The 20,062-nt window shown below is 54.9% G+C and carries 16 protein-coding genes, 6 tRNA genes, 3 rRNA genes and 1 pseudogene; 3 read left to right on the forward strand and 23 right to left on the reverse strand.

Annotated elements, in window-relative coordinates; genetic code table 11:
• Nucleotides 1-143 precede the first annotated feature (143 nt).
• The 20 genes and pseudogenes from rplL to tyrS all read right to left on the reverse strand — a co-directional run bounded on the left by rplL (nucleotide 144) and on the right by tyrS (nucleotide 15,054).
• Nucleotides 144-509 carry a 50S ribosomal protein L7/L12 gene (rplL, locus tag ACZ0AI_RS13885; RefSeq protein ID WP_463562381.1) on the reverse strand — a complete coding sequence of 122 codons (366 nt, stop codon included), beginning with the start codon at nucleotides 507-509 and terminating at the stop codon, nucleotides 144-146.
• Between the two features lie 77 nt (nucleotides 510-586).
• Entirely contained in the window at nucleotides 587-1,087 is a 501-nt protein-coding gene (gene rplJ / locus ACZ0AI_RS13890) for a 50S ribosomal protein L10 (protein WP_225838159.1), read from the reverse strand.
• Nucleotides 1,088-1,300: 213 nt separating this feature from the next.
• A complete protein-coding gene (rplA, locus tag ACZ0AI_RS13895) occupies nucleotides 1,301-1,996 on the reverse strand; it encodes a 50S ribosomal protein L1 (RefSeq protein ID WP_225838157.1) in 696 nt (231 codons plus the stop codon).
• Entirely contained in the window at nucleotides 1,996-2,427 is a 432-nt protein-coding gene (gene rplK / locus ACZ0AI_RS13900) for a 50S ribosomal protein L11 (RefSeq protein WP_025167734.1), read from the reverse strand. The genes rplA and rplK overlap by 1 nt, the downstream gene beginning before the upstream one ends.
• Nucleotides 2,428-2,543: 116 nt before the next feature.
• Nucleotides 2,544-3,077, reverse strand: a complete 534-nt coding sequence (nusG, locus tag ACZ0AI_RS13905) for a transcription termination/antitermination protein NusG (RefSeq protein WP_225838154.1) — start codon at nucleotides 3,075-3,077, stop codon at nucleotides 2,544-2,546.
• Between the two features lie 13 nt (nucleotides 3,078-3,090).
• Nucleotides 3,091-3,460: pseudogene (gene secE / locus ACZ0AI_RS13910) on the reverse strand (preprotein translocase subunit SecE).
• A gap of 43 nt (nucleotides 3,461-3,503) precedes the next feature.
• A tRNA-Trp gene (locus tag ACZ0AI_RS13915) sits at nucleotides 3,504-3,579 on the reverse strand.
• Between the two features lie 53 nt (nucleotides 3,580-3,632).
• Nucleotides 3,633-4,826: an elongation factor Tu gene (tuf, locus tag ACZ0AI_RS13920; RefSeq protein ID WP_463562382.1), complete on the reverse strand. Its 1,194-nt coding sequence runs from the start codon at nucleotides 4,824-4,826 to the stop codon at nucleotides 3,633-3,635.
• An 84-nt stretch (nucleotides 4,827-4,910) separates the two neighbouring features.
• Nucleotides 4,911-4,986, reverse strand: a tRNA-Thr gene (locus ACZ0AI_RS13925).
• 25 nt (nucleotides 4,987-5,011) lie between these two features.
• Nucleotides 5,012-5,085, reverse strand: a tRNA-Gly gene (locus tag ACZ0AI_RS13930).
• 25 nt (nucleotides 5,086-5,110) lie between these two features.
• Nucleotides 5,111-5,195 (reverse strand) — tRNA-Tyr (locus ACZ0AI_RS13935).
• A 146-nt stretch (nucleotides 5,196-5,341) separates the two neighbouring features.
• On the reverse strand, nucleotides 5,342-6,019 hold the full coding sequence (locus ACZ0AI_RS13940; protein WP_463562383.1) for an SPOR domain-containing protein: 678 nt from the start codon (nucleotides 6,017-6,019) through the stop codon (nucleotides 5,342-5,344).
• Nucleotides 6,020-6,022: 3 nt separating this feature from the next.
• Nucleotides 6,023-6,781, reverse strand: a complete 759-nt coding sequence (locus ACZ0AI_RS13945) for a pantothenate kinase (RefSeq protein WP_463562384.1) — start codon at nucleotides 6,779-6,781, stop codon at nucleotides 6,023-6,025.
• On the reverse strand, nucleotides 6,771-7,727 hold the full coding sequence (gene birA / locus ACZ0AI_RS13950) for a bifunctional biotin--[acetyl-CoA-carboxylase] ligase/biotin operon repressor BirA (RefSeq protein WP_463566269.1): 957 nt from the start codon (nucleotides 7,725-7,727) through the stop codon (nucleotides 6,771-6,773). The genes ACZ0AI_RS13945 and birA overlap by 11 nt, the downstream gene beginning before the upstream one ends.
• 367 nt (nucleotides 7,728-8,094) lie before the next feature.
• Nucleotides 8,095-8,210 (reverse strand): 5S ribosomal RNA (gene rrf / locus ACZ0AI_RS13955).
• Nucleotides 8,211-8,350: 140 nt separating this feature from the next.
• Nucleotides 8,351-11,245, reverse strand: a 23S ribosomal RNA gene (locus ACZ0AI_RS13960).
• 259 nt (nucleotides 11,246-11,504) lie between these two features.
• Nucleotides 11,505-11,580, reverse strand: a tRNA-Ala gene (locus ACZ0AI_RS13965).
• A 30-nt stretch (nucleotides 11,581-11,610) separates the two neighbouring features.
• Nucleotides 11,611-11,687, reverse strand: a tRNA-Ile gene (locus tag ACZ0AI_RS13970).
• A gap of 66 nt (nucleotides 11,688-11,753) precedes the next feature.
• Nucleotides 11,754-13,290: ribosomal RNA gene (locus ACZ0AI_RS13975) — 16S ribosomal RNA — on the reverse strand.
• The 16S, 23S and 5S rRNA genes sit together here with 2 tRNA genes alongside, the layout of an rRNA operon.
• Nucleotides 13,291-13,854: 564 nt before the next feature.
• The gene (gene tyrS / locus ACZ0AI_RS13980; RefSeq protein WP_463562385.1) at nucleotides 13,855-15,054 is read right to left on the reverse strand and encodes a tyrosine--tRNA ligase; all 1,200 of its coding nucleotides are present in this window, start codon (nucleotides 15,052-15,054) and stop codon (nucleotides 13,855-13,857) included.
• Nucleotides 15,055-15,263: 209 nt separating this feature from the next.
• Here tyrS and ACZ0AI_RS13985 point away from each other — a divergent pair, with 209 nt between their 5' ends.
• Together ACZ0AI_RS13985 and ACZ0AI_RS13990 are read left to right on the forward strand one after the other, a co-directional pair.
• Entirely contained in the window at nucleotides 15,264-16,682 is a 1,419-nt protein-coding gene (locus ACZ0AI_RS13985) for a peptidoglycan DD-metalloendopeptidase family protein (RefSeq protein WP_463562386.1), read from the forward strand.
• 4 nt (nucleotides 16,683-16,686) lie between these two features.
• Nucleotides 16,687-17,775, forward strand: a complete 1,089-nt coding sequence (locus tag ACZ0AI_RS13990) for an anhydro-N-acetylmuramic acid kinase (RefSeq protein ID WP_463562387.1) — start codon at nucleotides 16,687-16,689, stop codon at nucleotides 17,773-17,775.
• A 60-nt stretch (nucleotides 17,776-17,835) separates the two neighbouring features.
• Here the strand turns inward: ACZ0AI_RS13990 and erpA are convergent, their stop codons facing one another.
• The 3 genes from erpA to ACZ0AI_RS14005 all read right to left on the reverse strand — a co-directional run bounded on the left by erpA (nucleotide 17,836) and on the right by ACZ0AI_RS14005 (nucleotide 19,416).
• Entirely contained in the window at nucleotides 17,836-18,189 is a 354-nt protein-coding gene (erpA, locus tag ACZ0AI_RS13995; RefSeq protein ID WP_463562388.1) for an iron-sulfur cluster insertion protein ErpA, read from the reverse strand.
• Nucleotides 18,190-18,263: 74 nt separating this feature from the next.
• Entirely contained in the window at nucleotides 18,264-18,674 is a 411-nt protein-coding gene (locus tag ACZ0AI_RS14000; protein WP_463562389.1) for a bactofilin family protein, read from the reverse strand.
• A gap of 16 nt (nucleotides 18,675-18,690) precedes the next feature.
• Nucleotides 18,691-19,416: a DUF6776 family protein gene (locus ACZ0AI_RS14005; protein WP_463562390.1), complete on the reverse strand. Its 726-nt coding sequence runs from the start codon at nucleotides 19,414-19,416 to the stop codon at nucleotides 18,691-18,693.
• Between the two features lie 196 nt (nucleotides 19,417-19,612).
• Between ACZ0AI_RS14005 and hemJ the strand changes: the two genes are divergently transcribed.
• On the forward strand, nucleotides 19,613-20,038 hold the full coding sequence (gene hemJ / locus ACZ0AI_RS14010) for a protoporphyrinogen oxidase HemJ (protein ID WP_225838127.1): 426 nt from the start codon (nucleotides 19,613-19,615) through the stop codon (nucleotides 20,036-20,038).
• Nucleotides 20,039-20,062 lie beyond the last annotated feature (24 nt).

Consider the following 20,062-nt stretch of genomic DNA (forward strand, 5'->3'; position numbering starts at 1 on the left):
TTGCTCCACCTCGTTGGTGGGTTTTTCACGTTCCAAGCCTGGGCTACCGAAGAGCCGAGTTAGAACGGAAAAAGGCCGGTGGCAAGAGCCACCAGCCGTCAGCCTTATGCGATTCGCGCGGGCTGTAGACGCAATGTCGTCGCTTACTTGAGCTCGACTTTGGCGCCTGCTTCTTCCAGAACCTTTTTGGCAGCTTCGGCTTCGTCTTTCGACACGCCTTCTTTGACCACGCCAGGAGCGCCGTCAACAACTGCTTTAGCTTCTTTCAGACCCAGACCGGTCAGTTCGCGAACAGCCTTGATGACGTTCACTTTCTTCTCGCCAGCTTCGGTCAGGATGACGTTGAACTCGGTTTGCTCTTCGGCAACAGCAGCAACAGCAGCTGAACCAGCGGAAGCAGCAGCGGCAGTAACGCCAAACTTCTCTTCCATTGCTTTGATCAGTTCAACAACTTCCAGAACGGTTTTCTGGCCGATTGCTTCGATGATGTCTTCGTTAGACAGAGCCATGACTCTAATTCCTGTATTGGGGGACAGCCTTCGCGACCGTCAAATTAAACAAATAGCGTGAGAAAGAATGGCGTGCCTTAAGCGGCGGCGGCTTCTTTCTGATCGCGAACGGCCGCCAAAGTACGAGCCAGTTTGCTGGTAGCGCCTTGAATCACGCTCATCAGCTGGGAAATGGCTTCGTCATAAGTCGGCAGAGTTGCCAGTACGTCGATCTGATTGGCTGCGAGGAACTGACCCTCGAACGCAGCTGCCTTGATCTCGAACTTGTCCTGACCCTTGGCGAACTCTTTGAAGATACGGGCAGCAGCGCCCGGATGTTCGTTGGAGAAAGCAATCAGGGTCGGGCCTTTGAACACGTCGTTGAGCACATCATACTGAGTGCCTTCAACAGCGCGGCGCAACAGGGTATTACGTACAACACGTACGTACACACCAGATGCGCGGGCCTCTTTACGGAGTCCGGTCATAGCGCTTACGGTCACGCCGCGGGCATCAGCCACAACAGCAGACAGGGCAGCTTTGGCAGCCTCGTTGACTTCAGCGACGATGGCCTTCTTGTCTTCGAGTTTAATTGCCACGGGTTTACTCCTGGATGTTACCGTTTCGCCCGACCAAGGCCGGACGGCGTTTTGGTGTCTGATTCGGTAAGAATCGGGAGCACCATCTGCGTAGGGTTGAAGATTGCTCTTCGGGTTTGAGGCTTGCGCCCCCTACGGTCTTGGATAGCCCCCGCCAGGCAGGGACCCCAATTTTTTCGCTGCAGGCGCACTACATGCGCCTGCAGTCATTCATTAAGCGTCCAGCGAACCTTGGTCAATCACCAGACCCGGGCCCATAGTGGTGCTCAGGGTCACGCGCTTGACGTAGATGCCTTTCGAGGTCGAAGGCTTCAGGCGCTTCAGGTCGGCCAGCAGTGCTTCCACGTTCTGTTTCAGCTTGTCGGCTTCAAAGCCAACCTTGCCAACGGAGCTATGGATAATGCCGTTCTTGTCAGTACGGAAACGCACCTGACCAGCCTTGGCATTCTTGACTGCAGTAGCAACGTCCGGAGTCACAGTGCCGACTTTCGGGTTAGGCATCAGGCCGCGCGGGCCGAGAACCTGGCCCAACTGGCCAACAACGCGCATGGCATCCGGAGAGGCGATGACCACGTCATAGTTCAGGTCGCCGGCTTTCATTTCAGCAGCCAGATCGTCCATGCCTACACGGTCAGCGCCGGCAGCCAGAGCAGCTTCAGCGCCCGGGCCCTGGGTGAACACGGCAACGCGAACGCTTTTGCCAGTGCCGTTCGGCAGCACGGTAGCGCCACGAACAACCTGATCTGATTTACGCGGGTCAACACCGAGGTTGATAGCGATATCAACGGACTCGGAGAACTTGACAGCAGAGATTTCAGCCAGCAGAGCAGCAGCTTCGACGAAGCTGTAAGCCTTGCCCGGCTCTACTTTGGCCGCGATAGCCTTTTGGCGCTTAGTCAGCTTAGCCATTACACACCCTCCACGTTGAGGCCCATGCTACGAGCAGAACCGGCGATAGTACGCACGGCTGCATCCATATCAGCTGCAGTCAGATCAGCCTGCTTGGTCTTGGCGATCTCTTCGAGCTGGGCACGAGTAACGGTACCGACCTTGACGGTATTCGGACGAGCCGAACCACTGGTCAGACCGGCTGCTTTTTTCAGCAGCACGGAAGCTGGGGTGCTCTTAGTTTCAAAGGTGAAGCTACGGTCGCTGTAAACAGTGATGATCACTGGAGTCGGCAGACCAGGTTCCATGCCCTGAGTCTTGGCGTTGAACGCCTTGCAGAATTCCATGATATTCACGCCGTGCTGACCCAGAGCCGGGCCGACGGGTGGCGACGGGTTGGCCTGAGCGGCCTTTACTTGCAGCTTGATATAAGCCGTGATTTTCTTAGCCATTAGCTACTCCAGTTACGGGTTCTAGCGCCTCGCGGCTCCCCGGTTATTGCCTGTTTATCCCAGTGACAACAAAACCCCGCAGTCTATGACTGCGGGGTATGGGATGCGGTTGTCAGTTACGACTTCTCGACCTGACTAAACTCCAGCTCGACCGGTGTTGAACGACCAAAAATGGTCACTGCCACCTGGATACGGCTTTTCTCGTAATTCACTTCTTCGACGACGCCACTGAAATCAGCAAACGGGCCATCGACCACACGAACCATCTCGCCCGGCTCGAACAAGGTTTTTGGCTTCGGCTTGTCACCATTATCGGCAACACGACGCAGAATAGCGTCAGCTTCTTTTTCAGTGATAGGCGCAGGCTTATCGGCAGTACCGCCAATGAACCCCATGACGCGCGGGGTATCTTTGATCAAGTGCCAGGTAGCCTCGTTCATTTCCATCTGCACTAACACATAACCTGGAAAGAACTTTCGCTCGCTCTTGCGCTTCTGGCCATTACGCATTTCCACCACTTCTTCAGTGGGAACCAGAATCTCGCCGAAATCATCTTCCATTCCGGCGAACTTTACGCGCTCGATCAGCGAACGCATTACATGCTTCTCGTAGCCCGAGTAAGCATGCACAACGTACCAACGCTTAGCCACGGGAAATCCTATTTCAACTTACGATAAACGACACAAGCCAACCGAGGAGCGAATCGAGCCCCCACAACATCAAAGCCATGACCAGCACGACTAGGACGACGATCAGCGTGGTTTGCGTGGTTTCCTGACGACTTGGCCAGACAACCTTGCGAATCTCGACGCGGGCTTCTTTGACCAGTGCGAAAAACGCCTGACCTTTTGCCGTCTGCAGGGCAACAGCAGCAGCAGCTACCGCCAGAACCAGCAATGCAACGACACGGTACAGAATCGGCTCACCGAGAGAAGTACTGATTACCGACCACCCCTACAACCACAAGCAGGGCCGCCACAATCCACTTAAGCAGATCGAAGCGAGAGTCTTTGGCTTCAGACTTAACATTCATGAACAAGGATCCTGTGAGAAGACACGCCAAATTCACTAGAAAATGGCAGGTCAGGAGGGAATCGAACCCCCAACCTACGGTTTTGGAGACCGTCGCTCTGCCAATTGAGCTACTGACCTAATACAAAATCAGGCCGACCATTATGCCGGCCCGACGGGGACAGATCAAACGATTATTCGATGATCTTTGCTACGACGCCGGCGCCGACGGTACGACCGCCTTCACGAATGGCGAAACGCAGACCTTCTTCCATTGCGATGGTTTTGATCAGAGTGACAGTCATCTGAATGTTGTCACCTGGCATTACCATTTCAACGCCTTCCGGCAGCTCACAGTTACCAGTCACGTCAGTAGTACGGAAGTAGAACTGAGGACGGTAGCCTTTGAAGAACGGAGTATGACGGCCGCCTTCTTCTTTGCTCAACACGTACACTTCTGCAGTGAAGGTAGTGTGCGGCTTGACAGAACCCGGCTTGACCAGAACCTGACCACGCTCTACGTCGTCACGCTTGGTGCCGCGCAGCAGAACGCCGCAGTTCTCACCAGCACGACCTTCGTCGAGCAGCTTGCGGAACATCTCAACACCAGTACAGGTGGTTTTGACGGTATCACGCAGACCAACAATTTCCAGTTCTTCCTGGATCTTGATGATGCCACGCTCGATACGGCCAGTTACCACGGTGCCACGACCGGAGATCGAGAACACGTCTTCGATTGGCATCAGGAACGGCTTGTCGATAGCGCGCACTGGATCTGGGATGTAGCTGTCCAGAGTCTCAACCAACTTCTTGACGGCAGTGGTGCCCATCTCGTTGTCGTCTTGACCATTCAGCGCCATCAGAGCCGAACCGATGATGATCGGAGTGTCGTCGCCCGGGAAATCGTAAGTGCTGAGCAGGTCACGCACTTCCATTTCCACCAGCTCCAGCAGCTCGGCGTCGTCAACCATGTCAGCCTTGTTCAGGAAGACAACGATGTACGGAACACCTACCTGACGGGACAGCAGGATGTGCTCGCGAGTCTGCGGCATCGGGCCGTCAGCAGCGGAGCAAACCAGGATAGCGCCGTCCATCTGCGCAGCACCGGTGATCATGTTCTTCACATAGTCAGCGTGACCCGGGCAGTCAACGTGCGCGTAGTGGCGAATCGAAGAGTTGTACTCAACGTGCGCAGTGTTGATGGTGATACCACGAGCCTTCTCTTCCGGCGCGCTGTCGATCTTGTCGAAAGCAACTACGGCGCTACCGAAAACTTCGGAGCAAACGCGAGTCAGAGCGGCGGTCAGCGTGGTTTTACCATGGTCAACGTGACCGATAGTGCCAACGTTGACGTGAGGTTTGCTACGTTCAAATTTTTCTTTAGCCATTTTGACCGCCTCCGAACGAAGAATTCAGCGAGTGATAGCACCATTAAAACAAAGGCAGATACTCGCATATCTGCCTTTATTAAATGGAGCTCATGAGCGGATTCGAACCGCTGACCTCACCCTTACCAAGGGTGTGCTCTACCAACTGAGCTACATGAGCAAATATGTTGCACGAACAACTAAGCTGGAGCGGGCAGCGGGAATCGAACCCGCATCATCAGCTTGGAAGGCTGAGGTTCTACCACTAAACTATGCCCGCGTAGCCTGCAGCTCACGCCTAAATCTGGTGGAGGGAGAAGGATTCGAACCTTCGAAGTCGTAGACGTCAGATTTACAGTCTGATCCCTTTGGCCGCTCGGGAATCCCTCCATAAGGAGGCGGCATTTTCAATATCTGCCACCCTACTGTCAAGCACTTTCTCATTTAAAAACCAGAGCTTAGCGACACTAACAGTAACTTCGCATACCCACCGATTAAGATGGCCACCCTGCGAAGCGGGCGCCATTCTATGCATTCTATTGAGAGCTTGCAACCCCCTCACACGGCATTAATTGGTGTTGTAAACCTTTGAAGTCCAAAGACAAACGCTCGAGCAGTGAATCATCGACCAAACGCCGGCTTTCTGGGGCGATGCGCACCCAGTGACGGCGGTTCGCCCGCGGTAGCTCACGCAGCAATGGCTCGTAACCCGAACCACGCAGTCGCGAAATCACACTGTCGGCAGAGTCATGACGGGGAAAGATCCCCAAGGAGATACCGTTGGATAGATCGCCCTGAGTAATGATGTAGCTATCGATCTTGCGCGCCTGCAGCTCTCGCAACTGCCTCAGTGACGCCTGGCGGGAAGCCAGCGGCGGCAGATAAACCCAATAATCGACAGCACCCGCAGACTCGACGACCTGAGTCTGCGAGCGAATATCCAGACTGAGCAGGCGCTGCTCGACCTGCTCGGCCCCCGCATCTTCCTCAAAACTACCCAAGAACAAACACACTGTCTCCCCAGCCGGCGCTTCGTTAACTACAGGAGCACGTCGCTGTCGAGGCTCGGACTCACTGAGCAACTGAATATCACGGCGACTGTCCTGGTAGAGCGACAAGGGAGCGACCTCCTTTGCATGCAATGGGGCCTGCTGTTGGTGCCACACGTAATAGAAGGCATTCAGCACCACCAACAGCATGAAAAACCAGCGCATAACTTATTCCCTCACCAGCGGACAGGCGATAGCCAAGCCAATGAACACAAGATCCGGCACCACATTCGCCGCAGCCACCCAGTCTGCGGCCAATGCTGCATCTCCACCAGTAAGGAGCACCGCTACATCACCACCACATTGCTGGCGAGCCAGCTCGAGCTGCGTATCGACGAAGCCACGCAACATCAACAGGCAACCTCGCTCTACAGCTTCGGCGGTAGAACGACCAGGCGAAAGACTGTGCTGCGCGAGCTCAGCAACAGCATCGTCATAGCGAATACGCCGAGTATGGGTACGCAGTTGATTACGCATGAGCGGCATCCCTGGGCAGATGAACCCCCCCAGGTGATTGCCGGTCGCATCAATGAAGTCAGAGGTAATTGCAGTTCCCAAGTCAAGAACTAGACAAGCACGGCGCTCTACGCTGTAAGCACCGACGACTGCAAGCCAGCGATCAAGCCCCAAACGCTGATATTCATCATAGCCATTGCTCACACCCGCCAGTAACTTCGCAGGCGCGGCAATCATGCAGTCAATACCGAAACGCACCTCCAAGGCCTCTACCAAGCCCCGAGTTTCATCCTCTGTGCGCACACTAACGAGACGGCAGGCGGAAACCCCTCCAGGAAAGCGAGAGATCAGAACGCTGAGCAACTCTTCATCGCTGCCAACAACCCCACCTTCAAGCACCTGAATACCGTCGCGCCGGGCAAGGACACGCCATTTGATAAAGCTGTTACCGCAATCAAGCTCAAGAATCATCACGCAACCTCAAACTGAGCTCACCGCCACTGAAAACGCGCTCATCACCATCAACCTCGAGCCGCAGCGCACCGGCGTCATCCACTCCTAGTACACGGCCGTCCACCGACTGCACACCGGCTGTAAGTGACACCATTCGGCCCTGCCATAGATGGCTAGCCTCCCACTGTCCACGCAAAGCGGTAAAACCATGCAGACGGTGCAACTCCAGGTAGCGCTCAAGCTGTATACCCAGACTGCTCAAAAAACCATTGCGGTCAATTTGCTCCCCCAAGATCTGCCTAATCGACGTCCATGGTTGATCAATGACATCACCCGCCACTACCCGCATATTGATATTGACACCAATTCCGATGACCACATGGCATACGTCAGCAGGGTCACCGGATAACTCCAGGAGTATCCCGGCGATCTTGCGCCCCCCCACAAGTAAGTCATTGGGCCACTTCAGGCCAACATCCGAAACACCGGAGTCTCGAATGGTATGCAGTAAGGCAAGACCAACAACCAGGCTTAAGCCCTCGATTTGGCGCATACCGCCAGTGATACGGAGCACCAGACTGTAGTAAAGATTTTCCCCGAAGGGACTGACCCAACTTCGCCCTCGGCGCCCGCGCCCCGCTATCTGCTGCTCGGCAACAACCAAGAAAGGAGGAATAGCACCAGCGACCAGACGGCGCATGGCTTCTGCGTTTGTGGAGTCAACCTGCTGCAGAAGCGTGATAGGCCACACCGTGGAGAATTCGGGAGCATCACACGCCAATAGAGAAAGAGGAGCCTCAAGGCGATAACCGCGACCACGCACCTTATGGATCCGGAGGTCAAATTCAGCCTCAAGCAACTGCAGCCGCTTCCAGATCGCTGCGCGGCTCACACCAATCGCAACACCGAGCTCTTCACCAGAATGAAACTGGCCGTCTTGTAAAAGTCGCAATAAAGGCTGCATGCCGAACCTGCCGTGCAATAAGGTGCGCATGATAGCGACGAGGTTCGTCCCTGCCTACCGAGGCCGGAAGTGCAATTGCATCGCTCTATCCAAAAACGCTTCCGGGAAGCAGATCTCCGCGCGCCCTTATCAATTTTACGAGCCTTGCCGATCAGCCGATAACCCCTGCAACCAAGATCGAGACCCGCTGAGTGCCGGGTGAAGCGAACCAGGGAAGGGCCTCCGATCGTTGTAGGAGGCGGCTTGCCGGCGAAGCTCGTGCCCGTGGCTCGCCGACTCCTACGCTCGACCTGCTGCAGCGGTCTTTTTCCTTCGCCGCAAAGACGAAACCCCAGACCTCTGTCGAGATCTGGGGTTTCTAGTAGAAGCTTGACGATGACCTACTCTCACATGGGGAAACCCCACACTACCATCGGCGATGCATCGTTTCACTACTGAGTTCGGGATGGGATCAGGTGGTTCCAATGCTCTATGGTCGTCAAGCAATCCGGTTGGGGAGTCGATGTTTAGGTCGCTTCCCCGAATTGGGTATGTGATATCAGTTGGTGTTGCGTGTTCTTTTACAAATTTTCGGCATTACTGTCGACTTCTACCGTCTAACAGCCAAATTGTTTGGGTGTTATATGGTCAAGCCTCACGGGCAATTAGTACTGGTTAGCTCAACGCCTCACAACGCTTACACACCCAGCCTATCAACGTCGTAGTCTTCGACGGCCCTTTAGGGAACTCAAGGTTCCAGTGAGATCTCATCTTGAGGCAAGTTTCCCGCTTAGATGCTTTCAGCGGTTATCTTTCCCGAACATAGCTACCCGGCAATGCCACTGGCGTGACAACCGGAACACCAGAGGTTCGTCCACTCCGGTCCTCTCGTACTAGGAGCAGCCCCTCTCAAATCTCAAACGTCCACGGCAGATAGGGACCGAACTGTCTCACGACGTTCTAAACCCAGCTCGCGTACCACTTTAAATGGCGAACAGCCATACCCTTGGGACCGGCTTCAGCCCCAGGATGTGATGAGCCGACATCGAGGTGCCAAACACCGCCGTCGATATGAACTCTTGGGCGGTATCAGCCTGTTATCCCCGGAGTACCTTTTATCCGTTGAGCGATGGCCCTTCCATACAGAACCACCGGATCACTAAGACCTACTTTCGTACCTGCTCGACGTGTCTGTCTCGCAGTCAAGCGCGCTTTTGCCTTTATACTCTACGACCGATTTCCGACCGGTCTGAGCGCACCTTCGTACTCCTCCGTTACTCTTTAGGAGGAGACCGCCCCAGTCAAACTACCCACCATACACTGTCCTCGATCCGGATAACCGAACCAGAGTTAGAACCTCAAGGTTGCCAGGGTGGTATTTCAAGGTTGGCTCCATGAGAACTAGCGTCCCCACTTCAAAGCCTCCCACCTATCCTACACAAGCAAGCTCAAAGTCCAGTGCAAAGCTATAGTAAAGGTTCACGGGGTCTTTCCGTCTAGCCGCGGATACACTGCATCTTCACAGCGATTTCAATTTCACTGAGTCTCGGGTGGAGACAGCGCCGCCATCGTTACGCCATTCGTGCAGGTCGGAACTTACCCGACAAGGAATTTCGCTACCTTAGGACCGTTATAGTTACGGCCGCCGTTTACCGGGGCTTCGATCAAGAGCTTCGCGTTAGCTAACCCCATCAATTAACCTTCCGGCACCGGGCAGGCGTCACACCCTATACGTCCACTTTCGTGTTTGCAGAGTGCTGTGTTTTTAATAAACAGTCGCAGCGGCCTGGTATCTTCGACCGGCATGTGCTTACGGGGTAAACCCTTCACACTCACCGGCGCACCTTCTCCCGAAGTTACGGTGCCATTTTGCCTAGTTCCTTCACCCGAGTTCTCTCAAGCGCCTTGGTATTCTCTACCTAACCACCTGTGTCGGTTTGGGGTACGGTTCCTAATTACCTGAAGCTTAGAAGCTTTTCCTGGAAGCATGGCATCAACCACTTCATCGTCCTAAAGGACAACTCGTCATCAGCTCTCGGCCTTGATCTCCCGGATTTACCTAAGAAATCAGCCTACCACCTTAAACACGGACAACCAACGCCGTGCTGGCCTAGCCTTCTCCGTCCCTCCATCGCAGTAATTAGAAGTACGGGAATATTAACCCGTTTCCCATCGACTACGCATTTCTGCCTCGCCTTAGGGGCCGACTCACCCTGCGTCGATTAACGTTGCGCAGGAAACCTTGGTCTTTCGGCGTGGGAGTTTTTCACTCCCATTGTCGTTACTCATGTCAGCATTCGCACTTCTGATACCTCCAGCAAGCTTCTCAACTCACCTTCACAGGCTTACAGAACGCTCCTCTACCGCTCATCCTAAGATGAACCCGTAGCTTCGGTGTATGGTTTGAGCCCCGTTACATCTTCCGCGCAGGCCGACTCGACTAGTGAGCTATTACGCTTTCTTTAAAGGGTGGCTGCTTCTAAGCCAACCTCCTAGCTGTCTAAGCCTTCCCACATCGTTTCCCACTTAACCATAACTTTGGGACCTTAGCTGACGGTCTGGGTTGTTTCCCTTTTCACGACGGACGTTAGCACCCGCCGTGTGTCTCCCGTGCTGACACTTGCTGGTATTCGGAGTTTGCATCGGTTTGGTAAGTCGGGATGACCCCCTAGCCGAAACAGTGCTCTACCCCCAGCAGTGATACACGAGGCGCTACCTAAATAGCTTTCGAGGAGAACCAGCTATCTCCGAGCTTGATTAGCCTTTCACTCCGATCCACAGGTCATCCGCTAACTTTTCAACGGTAGTCGGTTCGGTTCATCCAGTTAGTGTTACCCAACCTTCAACCTGCCCATGGATAGATCGCCCGGTTTCGGGTCTATACCCAGCGACTAAACGCCCTATTAAGACTCGCTTTCGCTACGCCTCCCCTATTCGGTTAAGCTCGCCACTGAATATAAGTCGCTGACCCATTATACAAAAGGTACGCAGTCACCCAACAAAGTAGGCTCCCACTGCTTGTACGCATACGGTTTCAGGATCTATTTCACTCCCCTCTCCGGGGTTCTTTTCGCCTTTCCCTCACGGTACTAGTTCACTATCGGTCAGTCAGTAGTATTTAGCCTTGGAGGATGTGTCCCCCCATATTCAGACAAAGTTTCTCGTGCTCCGTCCTACTCGATTTCATTGAAAAGAGATTTTCGTGTACGGGGCTATCACCCACTACGGCGGAACTTTCCAGAACCTTCCACTAATCTCTAATCAACTTAAGGGCTAGTCCCCGTTCGCTCGCCACTACTAAGGGAATCTCGGTTGATTTCTTTTCCTCAGGGTACTTAGATGTTTCAGTTCCCCTGGTTCGCCTCATGCACCTATGTATTCAGTGCATGATACCCAGCTTATGCTAGGTGGGTTCCCCCATTCAGAGATCTCCGGATCAAAGTCTGTTTGCCGACTCCCCGGAGCTTATCGCAGGCTACAACGTCTTTCATCGCCTCTGACTGCCAAGGCATCCACCGTATGCGCTTCTTCACTTGACCATATAACCCCAAGCAATCTGGTTACTGTCTATAACGTGAAGACGACATTCGCCGAAAATTTGCACTTGAGAACAACGCAAATTTTACCTTGACCAAATTAATTACCAGTGAAAGTAATCAATCAGTCACTTCTATCACATACCCAAATTTTTAAAGAACGATTTTTCTGACTGGTCAAAGACCAGAAATCAACACTCATCTGCCTAAACAGGAATGCTCATTTCTGAACTCTATTCACATCAACGTCGAAGGCTGTAAATGGTGGAGCCAAGCGGGATCGAACCGCTGACCTCCTGCGTGCAAGGCAGGCGCTCTCCCAGCTGAGCTATGGCCCCAATACTTCCAAGGCCTGCACCCTCAACAATTGGTGGGTCTGGGCAGATTCGAACTGCCGACCTCACCCTTATCAGGGGTGCGCTCTAACCAACTGAGCTACAGACCCAATCGTCTTTCGCAATGAATCAAGCAATTCGTGTGGGTGCTTATGAATAAGCTGGGATCTTTCGATTAAGGAGGTGATCCAGCCGCAGGTTCCCCTACGGCTACCTTGTTACGACTTCACCCCAGTCATGAATCACACCGTGGTAACCGTCCCCCCGAAGGTTAGACTAGCTACTTCTGGTGCAACCCACTCCCATGGTGTGACGGGCGGTGTGTACAAGGCCCGGGAACGTATTCACCGTGACATTCTGATTCACGATTACTAGCGATTCCGACTTCACGCAGTCGAGTTGCAGACTGCGATCCGGACTACGATCGGTTTTATGGGATTAGCTCCACCTCGCGGCTTGGCAACCCTTTGTACCGACCATTGTAGCACGTGTGTAGCCCAGGCCGTAAGGGCCATGATGACTTGACGTCATCCCCACCTTCCTCCGGTTTGTCACCGGCAGTCTCCTTAGAGTTCCCACCATTACGTGCTGGTAACTAAGGACAAGGGTTGCGCTCGTTACGGGACTTAACCCAACATCTCACGACACGAGCTGACGACAGCCATGCAGCACCTGTGTCTGAGTTCCCGAAGGCACCAATCCATCTCTGGAAAGTTCTCAGCATGTCAAGGCCTGGTAAGGTTCTTCGCGTTGCTTCGAATTAAACCACATGCTCCACCGCTTGTGCGGGCCCCCGTCAATTCATTTGAGTTTTAACCTTGCGGCCGTACTCCCCAGGCGGTCAACTTAATGCGTTAGCTGCGCCACTAAGTCCTCAAGGAACCCAACGGCTAGTTGACATCGTTTACGGCGTGGACTACCAGGGTATCTAATCCTGTTTGCTCCCCACGCTTTCGCACCTCAGTGTCAGTATCAGTCCAGGTGGTCGCCTTCGCCACTGGTGTTCCTTCCTATATCTACGCATTTCACCGCTACACAGGAAATTCCACCACCCTCTACCGTACTCTAGCTTGCCAGTTTTGGATGCAGTTCCCAGGTTGAGCCCGGGGCTTTCACATCCAACTTAACAAACCACCTACGCGCGCTTTACGCCCAGTAATTCCGATTAACGCTTGCACCCTCTGTATTACCGCGGCTGCTGGCACAGAGTTAGCCGGTGCTTATTCTGTCGGTAACGTCAAAACAGCAAAGTATTAATTTACTGCCCTTCCTCCCAACTTAAAGTGCTTTACAATCCGAAGACCTTCTTCACACACGCGGCATGGCTGGATCAGGCTTTCGCCCATTGTCCAATATTCCCCACTGCTGCCTCCCGTAGGAGTCTGGACCGTGTCTCAGTTCCAGTGTGACTGATCATCCTCTCAGACCAGTTACGGATCGTCGCCTTGGTGAGCCTTTACCTCACCAACTAGCTAATCCGACCTAGGCTCATCTATTAGCGCAAGGCCCGAAGGTCCCCTGCTTTCTCCCGTAGGACGTATGCGGTATTAGCGTTCCTTTCGAAACGTTGTCCCCCACTAATAGGCAGATTCCTAGGCATTACTCACCCGTCCGCCGCTGAATCAGGGAGCAAGCTCCCGTCAACCGCTCGACTTGCATGTGTTAGGCCTGCCGCCAGCGTTCAATCTGAGCCATGATCAAACTCTTCAGTTCAATACTGCATGGGTTTTGAGAAAACCCTAAACTTGGCTCAGCAATCGCAAACTCTTCAATTAAGAAGAAAAAACTCTCTATTACGAGTGTTTACTTGTGATGCTGATAATCTTGCGATCCTCAGTCTTAGCTCACAAGCACCCACACGAATTGCTTGATTCAATTGTTAAAGAACGTTTGGTTAAGTCTTTCGTCTCAACCGAGGCGCGCATCTTACAGCAGCCTCACTTCCTGTCAAGTTGTTTTTGAAGAATTTTTTCTTTCTTCTCAACACCTTGCAGCACCCAACCAGATCATCTTCTCTCCAGCGGGAGGCGCATTCTACAGCGTTACAACCTGCTGTCAACACCCTCTTTACCGCCTTCGATCAAACCTGATCGAACCACCAACAGAGCCACTCAAACCACCCTGTCGATGCCGGCGCATTCTACTCGAATTCGCCGTCCGTGCAACCCTTATTTTCTTCTAACTTCCTGATTAACAAGGAGTTTTCAGATCAGGCTGCGCCGGAAGTGGTGCGCATTATAGGCAGCCAGAATCTCAGGTCAATGGTTTATTTCAGATTTATTCGGATTTTAGTGAAACCCGAGCAAAGGCCTTCTTCCCGGCCTGACAAACATGGGTCGCGCCCAGCTTGAATACGAAAGCACGGTCAACTACCTCGCCATCTACCCGCACACCGCCGGATCCCAGTAAATCGCGAGCGACTGCAGCATTCTTTACCAACCCTACCTTATTAAGGAGAGCTGCAATCGGCATGTCCTCGGCAGAGGCAAGCTCGAGCTCAGGCAGATCCTCCGGCAACTCACCATCCTTCATTCGGTTACCGGCAGAACGGTGCGCACTGGCAGCAGCCTCCTCACCATGGAAACGCGCCACGATCTCTTCGGCCAATTTGATCTTGATGTCGCGAGGGTTGGCGCCGCTCTCGACATCCTTCTTGAACTGCTCGATCTCATCCATGGAACGGAAGCTCAGCAATTCGAAGTAACGCCACATCAGCGCATCCGGCATAGACACCAGCTTGTTGTACATGACGCCGGGCGCTTCCTGGATACCTATATAGTTGCCCAGAGACTTGGACATCTTTTTCACACCATCCAGACCTTCGAGCAGCGGCATGGTGACCACGCACTGAGACGCCTGACCATAAGCGCGCTGCAGCTCACGCCCCATCAGCAGGTTGAATTTCTGATCGGTGCCGCCCAACTCGACATCGGCACGCAACGCAACGGAGTCATAGCCCTGCACCAGCGGGTAAAGGAACTCATGGATGGCGATAGGCTGATTGCCGGAGTAGCGTTTGTCGAAGTCATCGCGCTCGAGCATCCGCGCCACGGTGTACTGGGAAGCCAGGCGAATGAAGTCGGCAGGCGTCAGCTCATTGATCCAAGTGGAGTTGAAGGCAACCTCGGTCTTTGCAGGGTCGAGGATCTTGAACACCTGCTGCTTATAGGTTTCGGCGTTATCCAGAACCTGCTCGCGGGTAAGCGGCGGACGGGTAGCGCTCTTGCCGCTAGGATCGCCGATCATTCCGGTGAAGTCGCCAATCAGGAAGATCACCTGGTGCCCCAGCTCCTGAAACTGGCGCAGCTTATTAATAAGCACGGTATGGCCCAGATGCAGATCTGGCGCAGTCGGGTCGAAGCCGGCCTTGATACGCAGCGGCTCGCCACGCTTGAGCTTCTCAATCAGCTCTGCTTCAACCAGGACTTCTTCCGCACCGCGCTTGATCAGCGCGAGCTGCTCTTCAACCGACTTCATAGGGACTCACAATCACCGAATTCAAAAGGGAACCAACCATACAAGATCACGGACAAATGACAAGTTTTGCCCAGAGTAAAACCAGAGGCGTGCCAGCCATCACTTTCAGGGTTGCCTCAAGGTGGATTTGGTTATATTTTATACAGTTACTGCATATTCATCAGTTTCTTCTTTTTCCTCTTCATCTTTTCACTTCAAAAAGCAGCCCTATGACCTCGACAACTAAAGCGCCGCCGCTCTACCCCAAAACCCACATCATCGCAGCGAGCGGCGTAGCCGCGCTGCTCAGCCTAGCTCTCTTGGTCTTCCCTTCCCGGGAAGTAGAAGCGAAAAAGACCTTTCTCAATCTCGACATGGACAACGGCTCGGAGCAGGTTCAGCAAAACCTGCCAACGCCTCCGGCGGACGTGGCACAAGAGCAACCCGCCGATGAGTCGCCTTTCGCACAAATTGAAGGTAGCGAAGACACCCAGAACGCCGAGCTGGAGGCCGAGCCTCAGGTAGCCGAACAGCCACCCGAGGATCCGCTCAGCAAAACCGTTGCAGTGGCCAATGGCGATACGCTTTCCACGGTATTCAGCAAGGTCGGCTTGTCCGCAAACACCCTGCATGACGTGATCAACAGCAGCAAGGAAGCCAAGCAACTGAGCCGCCTTAAGGTCGGCCAGGAGTTGCAGTTCAAACTCACCGAAGACGGCCAGCTGGAAAGCCTGCACAGCAAGCTCAGCGACCTGGAAAGCGTCAGCCTGAGCAAGACGGAAAAGGGCTATGACTTCAAGCGCGAGCTGGTCAAGCCGGATGTTCGTGACGCTTACGCTCACGGCGTGATCAACAGTTCGCTGTTCGTATCCGCGAAGCGCGCCGGTCTGTCGCACAACCTGACCATGGATCTGGCCAACATCTTTGGCTATGACATCGACTTCGCTATGGATATTCGCCAGGGCGACGAGTTTGAAGTCATCTACCAAGATAAGGTCGTTGCCGACAAGTCGGTCGGTACAGGTAACATTCTCTCAGCACGCTTCACCAACCGGGGCAAGACCTATACCGCCGTGCGTTATACCGACAAGCAGGGCAACGTCAGCTACTACGATGCCGACGGCAACAGCATGCGCAAGGCCTTCATCCGTACCCCAGTAGACTTCGCCCGCATCAGCTCGCGTTTCTCCAACGGTCGCAAGCATCCGATCCTCAACAAGATTCGCGCCCATAAAGGTGTGGATTACGCGGCGCCACGCGGCACGCCTATCAAGGCGGCAGGTGATGGCAAGGTCATTCTGGCCGGGCGTAAAGGCGGTTATGGCAATACCATCGTGCTGCAACACGGCAGCCGCTATCGCACGCTCTACGCTCATATGCAGGGCTTCGCCAAAGGCGTACGCACAGGCGGTAGCGTCAAGCAGGGCCAAATCATCGGTTATATCGGGACTACCGGTTTGTCCACAGGGCCACACCTGCACTACGAGTTCCAGGTCAACGGCACTCACGTAGATCCGCTGAGCCAAAAACTCCCAATGTCCGATCCGATCGCCCGTCAGGACAAACAGCGCTTCCTGCAGATGAGCAAGCCACTTATGGCACGCATGGATCAGGAAAAAGCCACAACGCTCGCGCTGAACAAGCGTTAAGCCGATGCTCTACCTTGGCGTGATGTCCGGCACCAGTCTCGACGGGCTGGACATCGCCCTTATCGAGCAAGGCGAGCACACCAAGCTGCTCGCCCATCATTACCAGCCCCTCCCCGACTCGCTCCGTGAACAGTTGCTGGCACTCTGCAGCTCTGGCCCGGACGAGCTCGCGCGCGCGGCCATCGCCGAACAGCAATGGGCACAGCTGGTCGCCGAAGGCGTGCATAGCCTGCTGGCCAAACAGAACCTCCAACCACAGGCCATCCGCGCCATTGGCAGCCATGGCCAGACCGTGCGCCACGAGCCAGCGCGGGGTTTCACCATCCAGATCAGCAATGCCGCCCTGCTTGCCGAACTCACTGGCATCAGCGTGGTTGCCGATTTCCGTCGCCGTGATGTCGCGGCGGGCGGCCAGGGTGCACCACTGGTGCCGGCATTTCACGAGGCACTGTTCGCCAGCCCCGATTCGGCACGGGCAATCCTGAATGTGGGCGGCTTCAGCAACCTGAGCCTACTCGAAGAAGGCAAGCCGGCACTGGGTTTCGATTGTGGCCCAGGCAACGTATTGATGGACGCCTGGATTCACCATCATCAAGGGCACGCCTACGACCGCGATGGGTCCTGGGCTGCGAGCGGACAGGTACAGGACGCGCTGCTCAGGGCACTTCTCAGCGATCCCTTCTTCCAGGCAACCGGCCCGAAAAGCACCGGTCGCGAATTGTTCAACCTGCCATGGCTGATGGAGCAGTTGGAAAAGCAGCCGGGGTACAAGGCGACAGATGTGCAGGCCACGCTGCTCGAGCTGACGGCAACCAGCATCGTCTTCTCGCTACAACAGGCCCAACCGCATTGCAGCGAATTGCTGGTCTGTGGCGGCGGTGCGCACAACAAGACATTGATCGCTCGCTTGCAGGCGCTGCTACCTAGCGCGAAGGTCAGCAGCACGGACGATCATGGCGTACCGGCCGACTGGGTGGAGGCCATGGCATTCGCGTGGCTCGCCCATTGCTGCCTCAATGGCATTCCCGGTAACCGTCCGGAGGTTACCGGGGCACGCGGGTTACGAGTACTAGGTGCGATCTACCCAGCCTGATTACAGCAAACAGAACGAAAAACGCCGCGCAAATGCGCGGCGTTTTTATGAATGGCAAACTCAAATCGAGAACGATGAACCGCAACCACAGGTGGTGGTGGCGTTAGGGTTTTTGATCACGAAACGCGACCCCTCCAGGCCCTCCTGATAATCCACCTCGGAGCCCACCAGATACTGGAAACTCATCGGGTCGACCACCAGAGCGACACCTTCACGCTCAATGATGGTGTCATCATCGGCAACGTCTTCATCGAAGGTAAAACCGTATTGGAAACCGGAGCAGCCGCCGCCGGTGACGAACACGCGCAGCTTCAGACGCGGGTTGCCTTCTTCATCAACCAGGTTCTTAACCTTGCTTGCCGCCCCTTGCGTGAACTGCATCGCTGCGGTGGGGGTGAAGGTTTCGACGCTCATGTTTCTCTCCCGGCGCCAGGCGCCATACTGCGTTGTAGCGCTACATTATCCGCTTACCCGAGAAAAGCGGTCAACTATTCTACGTCGTCCACGCTCTCGGGTAGCTCCAACGGTCTGCCCTGCTCCTTGATAGGCCGCAAACCACCCTCGACCTGCGCACCCATGGCCATTTCCATCAGCCCGTAATAAAGGTTTCCGCGCACCCGAGCCCGCGGCCCTAGCTCAACGTGCTGGCTGGCGTAGACATCACCGATGATCTCGCCATCGATCACTATATGGGGGGCCCGCACCTCACCTTCAACCTGCCCGTCAACGCTGACCCGCACCAGCCCTTCCTCGGTGCGGATATCGCCGAGCACCTTGCCATCGATCTGCACGGCGCCCTGAAACTCTAGGTCACCGCGAAATACCGCGCCCGCTGCAATCAGGCTGGTTTTACCAGTGAAGCGCTGCATGTCTGCCTTGCCTTTGCCTTTATTCCACATCGCGAACCATCACTTATCAGTCAGTCCATTCGATTTGACGTTCGACGGGCTTGCTACCCTCGACATCCGCCTTGATACGTATCTGCTGCGGTTCGAACCCTTCGGGGAGCTGCAGCTCCCCGAGGCGCCCGCCTTCCGGAATCGCTTGCAGGTGCTTGAAGGCGAACGGAATCGACTGTTCGGTCGAACCGTCCGGCAAATCACCACTCAATTGCGCCAGTTGCAGGCTTTTCGCCTTGCCGGCCTGGCGCCCCTCCACCTGCACATGCAAACGCCCCTGCATGGGTTTGTCATCCTTGCCTACCCGACTGAGCATGATCTTGAAACGGAACAGACCCGGCTGCTCGGTGGGGTGGATGTCAAAGCTGCGGATAAGCAGCCCATCGACCCGGCTATCTGGAGCCAAGACACCCTTATAGAAGGCTAGCTCCTGCTGCTGCTTGAAGTTCTGTTCTTCCAACAGCTTGATGGTCTGGCGACTCTGCTCGTTGGACTGCTGGGCCAGTTGCTCGCCACTGCTGAGTACCGCCATGCGCTGACGCAGCTCGTCCAACTCCCGCACCTGCTCGTCGAGTCGAGCCTGCATTGCCTGTGATTCGACGCCCTGATCCTGCATCGCTCGGGTCTGCCACCAACTTCCCAGATAGAAAGCGCTGGGTACGGCCATCAACAGAAGGATCAGCGCAACACGAAGGCGCCGCTCATGGGCGCGATTGCTGGGGCGGACTTCCCAACCCGACATCAGACCAGCCACCCGCGCGCGCCGCGATGGCGGGCAGGCAGTGTTGTCGAAGTGATGGCGGATACAGGCATCGGGTGCCTCGAGGCTGGTAAGAGATGACGATCATAAAGGCGGACCCGCCTGCGGCCAACCGTCTTGATGACTATTGAGACCATGGGCACTAGTATCGAAGCACTTATTACCGAGAGGAACGGCAATGCTCTACCTGTGGATCAAAGCTCTGCATATCGTCGCCATGGTCTGCTGGTTTGCCGGGCTGTTCTATCTGCCACGCCTGTTCGTGTATCACGCAATGAGCGAGGACGCGCCAAGCCGCGAGCGCTTCAGCGTCATGCAGCGCAAGCTGTACCGCGGCATCATGACCCCGGCCATGATAGCCACTCTGGTATTCGGCATTGGCTTGTTGGTGATGGTACCGGGCTGGATGAGTCAGGGCTGGATGCACGCCAAGCTGACACTGGTGTTGCTGCTGGTGGGCTACCACCATGTCTGCGGCGCCATGTACAAGCGCCTTGCCCGCGGCGAGAACAAGCGTAGTCATGTGTTCTATCGCTGGTTCAACGAAGTACCGGTATTGCTGCTGATCGCCATCGTCATCCTGGTGGTGGTCAAACCGTTCTGACCAAGACCTGCCAAGGAGCCCTCC

This window comes from Pseudomonas sp. AC355 (genome assembly GCF_979258205.1).

Bases quoted from the DNA above. Each gene is read 5' to 3' on its own strand.
- rplK (WP_025167734.1), bottom strand. From the start codon at position 2,427: ATGGCTAAGAAAATCACGGCTTATATCAAGCTGCAAGTAAAGGCCGCT.
- rplL (WP_463562381.1), bottom strand. From the start codon at position 509: ATGGCTCTGTCTAACGAAGACATCATCGAAGCAATCGGCCAGAAAACC.
- ACZ0AI_RS14000 (WP_463562389.1), bottom strand. From the start codon at position 18,674: ATGTGGAATAAAGGCAAAGGCAAGGCAGACATGCAGCGCTTCACTGGT.
- ACZ0AI_RS13945 (WP_463562384.1), bottom strand. From the start codon at position 6,781: ATGATTCTTGAGCTTGATTGCGGTAACAGCTTTATCAAATGGCGTGTC.
- ACZ0AI_RS14005 (WP_463562390.1), bottom strand. From the start codon at position 19,416: ATGTCGGGTTGGGAAGTCCGCCCCAGCAATCGCGCCCATGAGCGGCGC.
- tuf (WP_463562382.1), bottom strand. From the start codon at position 4,826: ATGGCTAAAGAAAAATTTGAACGTAGCAAACCTCACGTCAACGTTGGC.
- ACZ0AI_RS13985 (WP_463562386.1), top strand. From the start codon at position 15,264: ATGACCTCGACAACTAAAGCGCCGCCGCTCTACCCCAAAACCCACATC.
- birA (WP_463566269.1), bottom strand. From the start codon at position 7,727: ATGCAGCCTTTATTGCGACTTTTACAAGACGGCCAGTTTCATTCTGGT.
- erpA (WP_463562388.1), bottom strand. From the start codon at position 18,189: ATGAGCGTCGAAACCTTCACCCCCACCGCAGCGATGCAGTTCACGCAA.
- tyrS (WP_463562385.1), bottom strand. From the start codon at position 15,054: ATGAAGTCGGTTGAAGAGCAGCTCGCGCTGATCAAGCGCGGTGCGGAA.
- ACZ0AI_RS13990 (WP_463562387.1), top strand. From the start codon at position 16,687: ATGCTCTACCTTGGCGTGATGTCCGGCACCAGTCTCGACGGGCTGGAC.
- hemJ (WP_225838127.1), top strand. From the start codon at position 19,613: ATGCTCTACCTGTGGATCAAAGCTCTGCATATCGTCGCCATGGTCTGC.
- rplA (WP_225838157.1), bottom strand. From the start codon at position 1,996: ATGGCTAAGCTGACTAAGCGCCAAAAGGCTATCGCGGCCAAAGTAGAG.
- ACZ0AI_RS13940 (WP_463562383.1), bottom strand. From the start codon at position 6,019: ATGCGCTGGTTTTTCATGCTGTTGGTGGTGCTGAATGCCTTCTATTAC.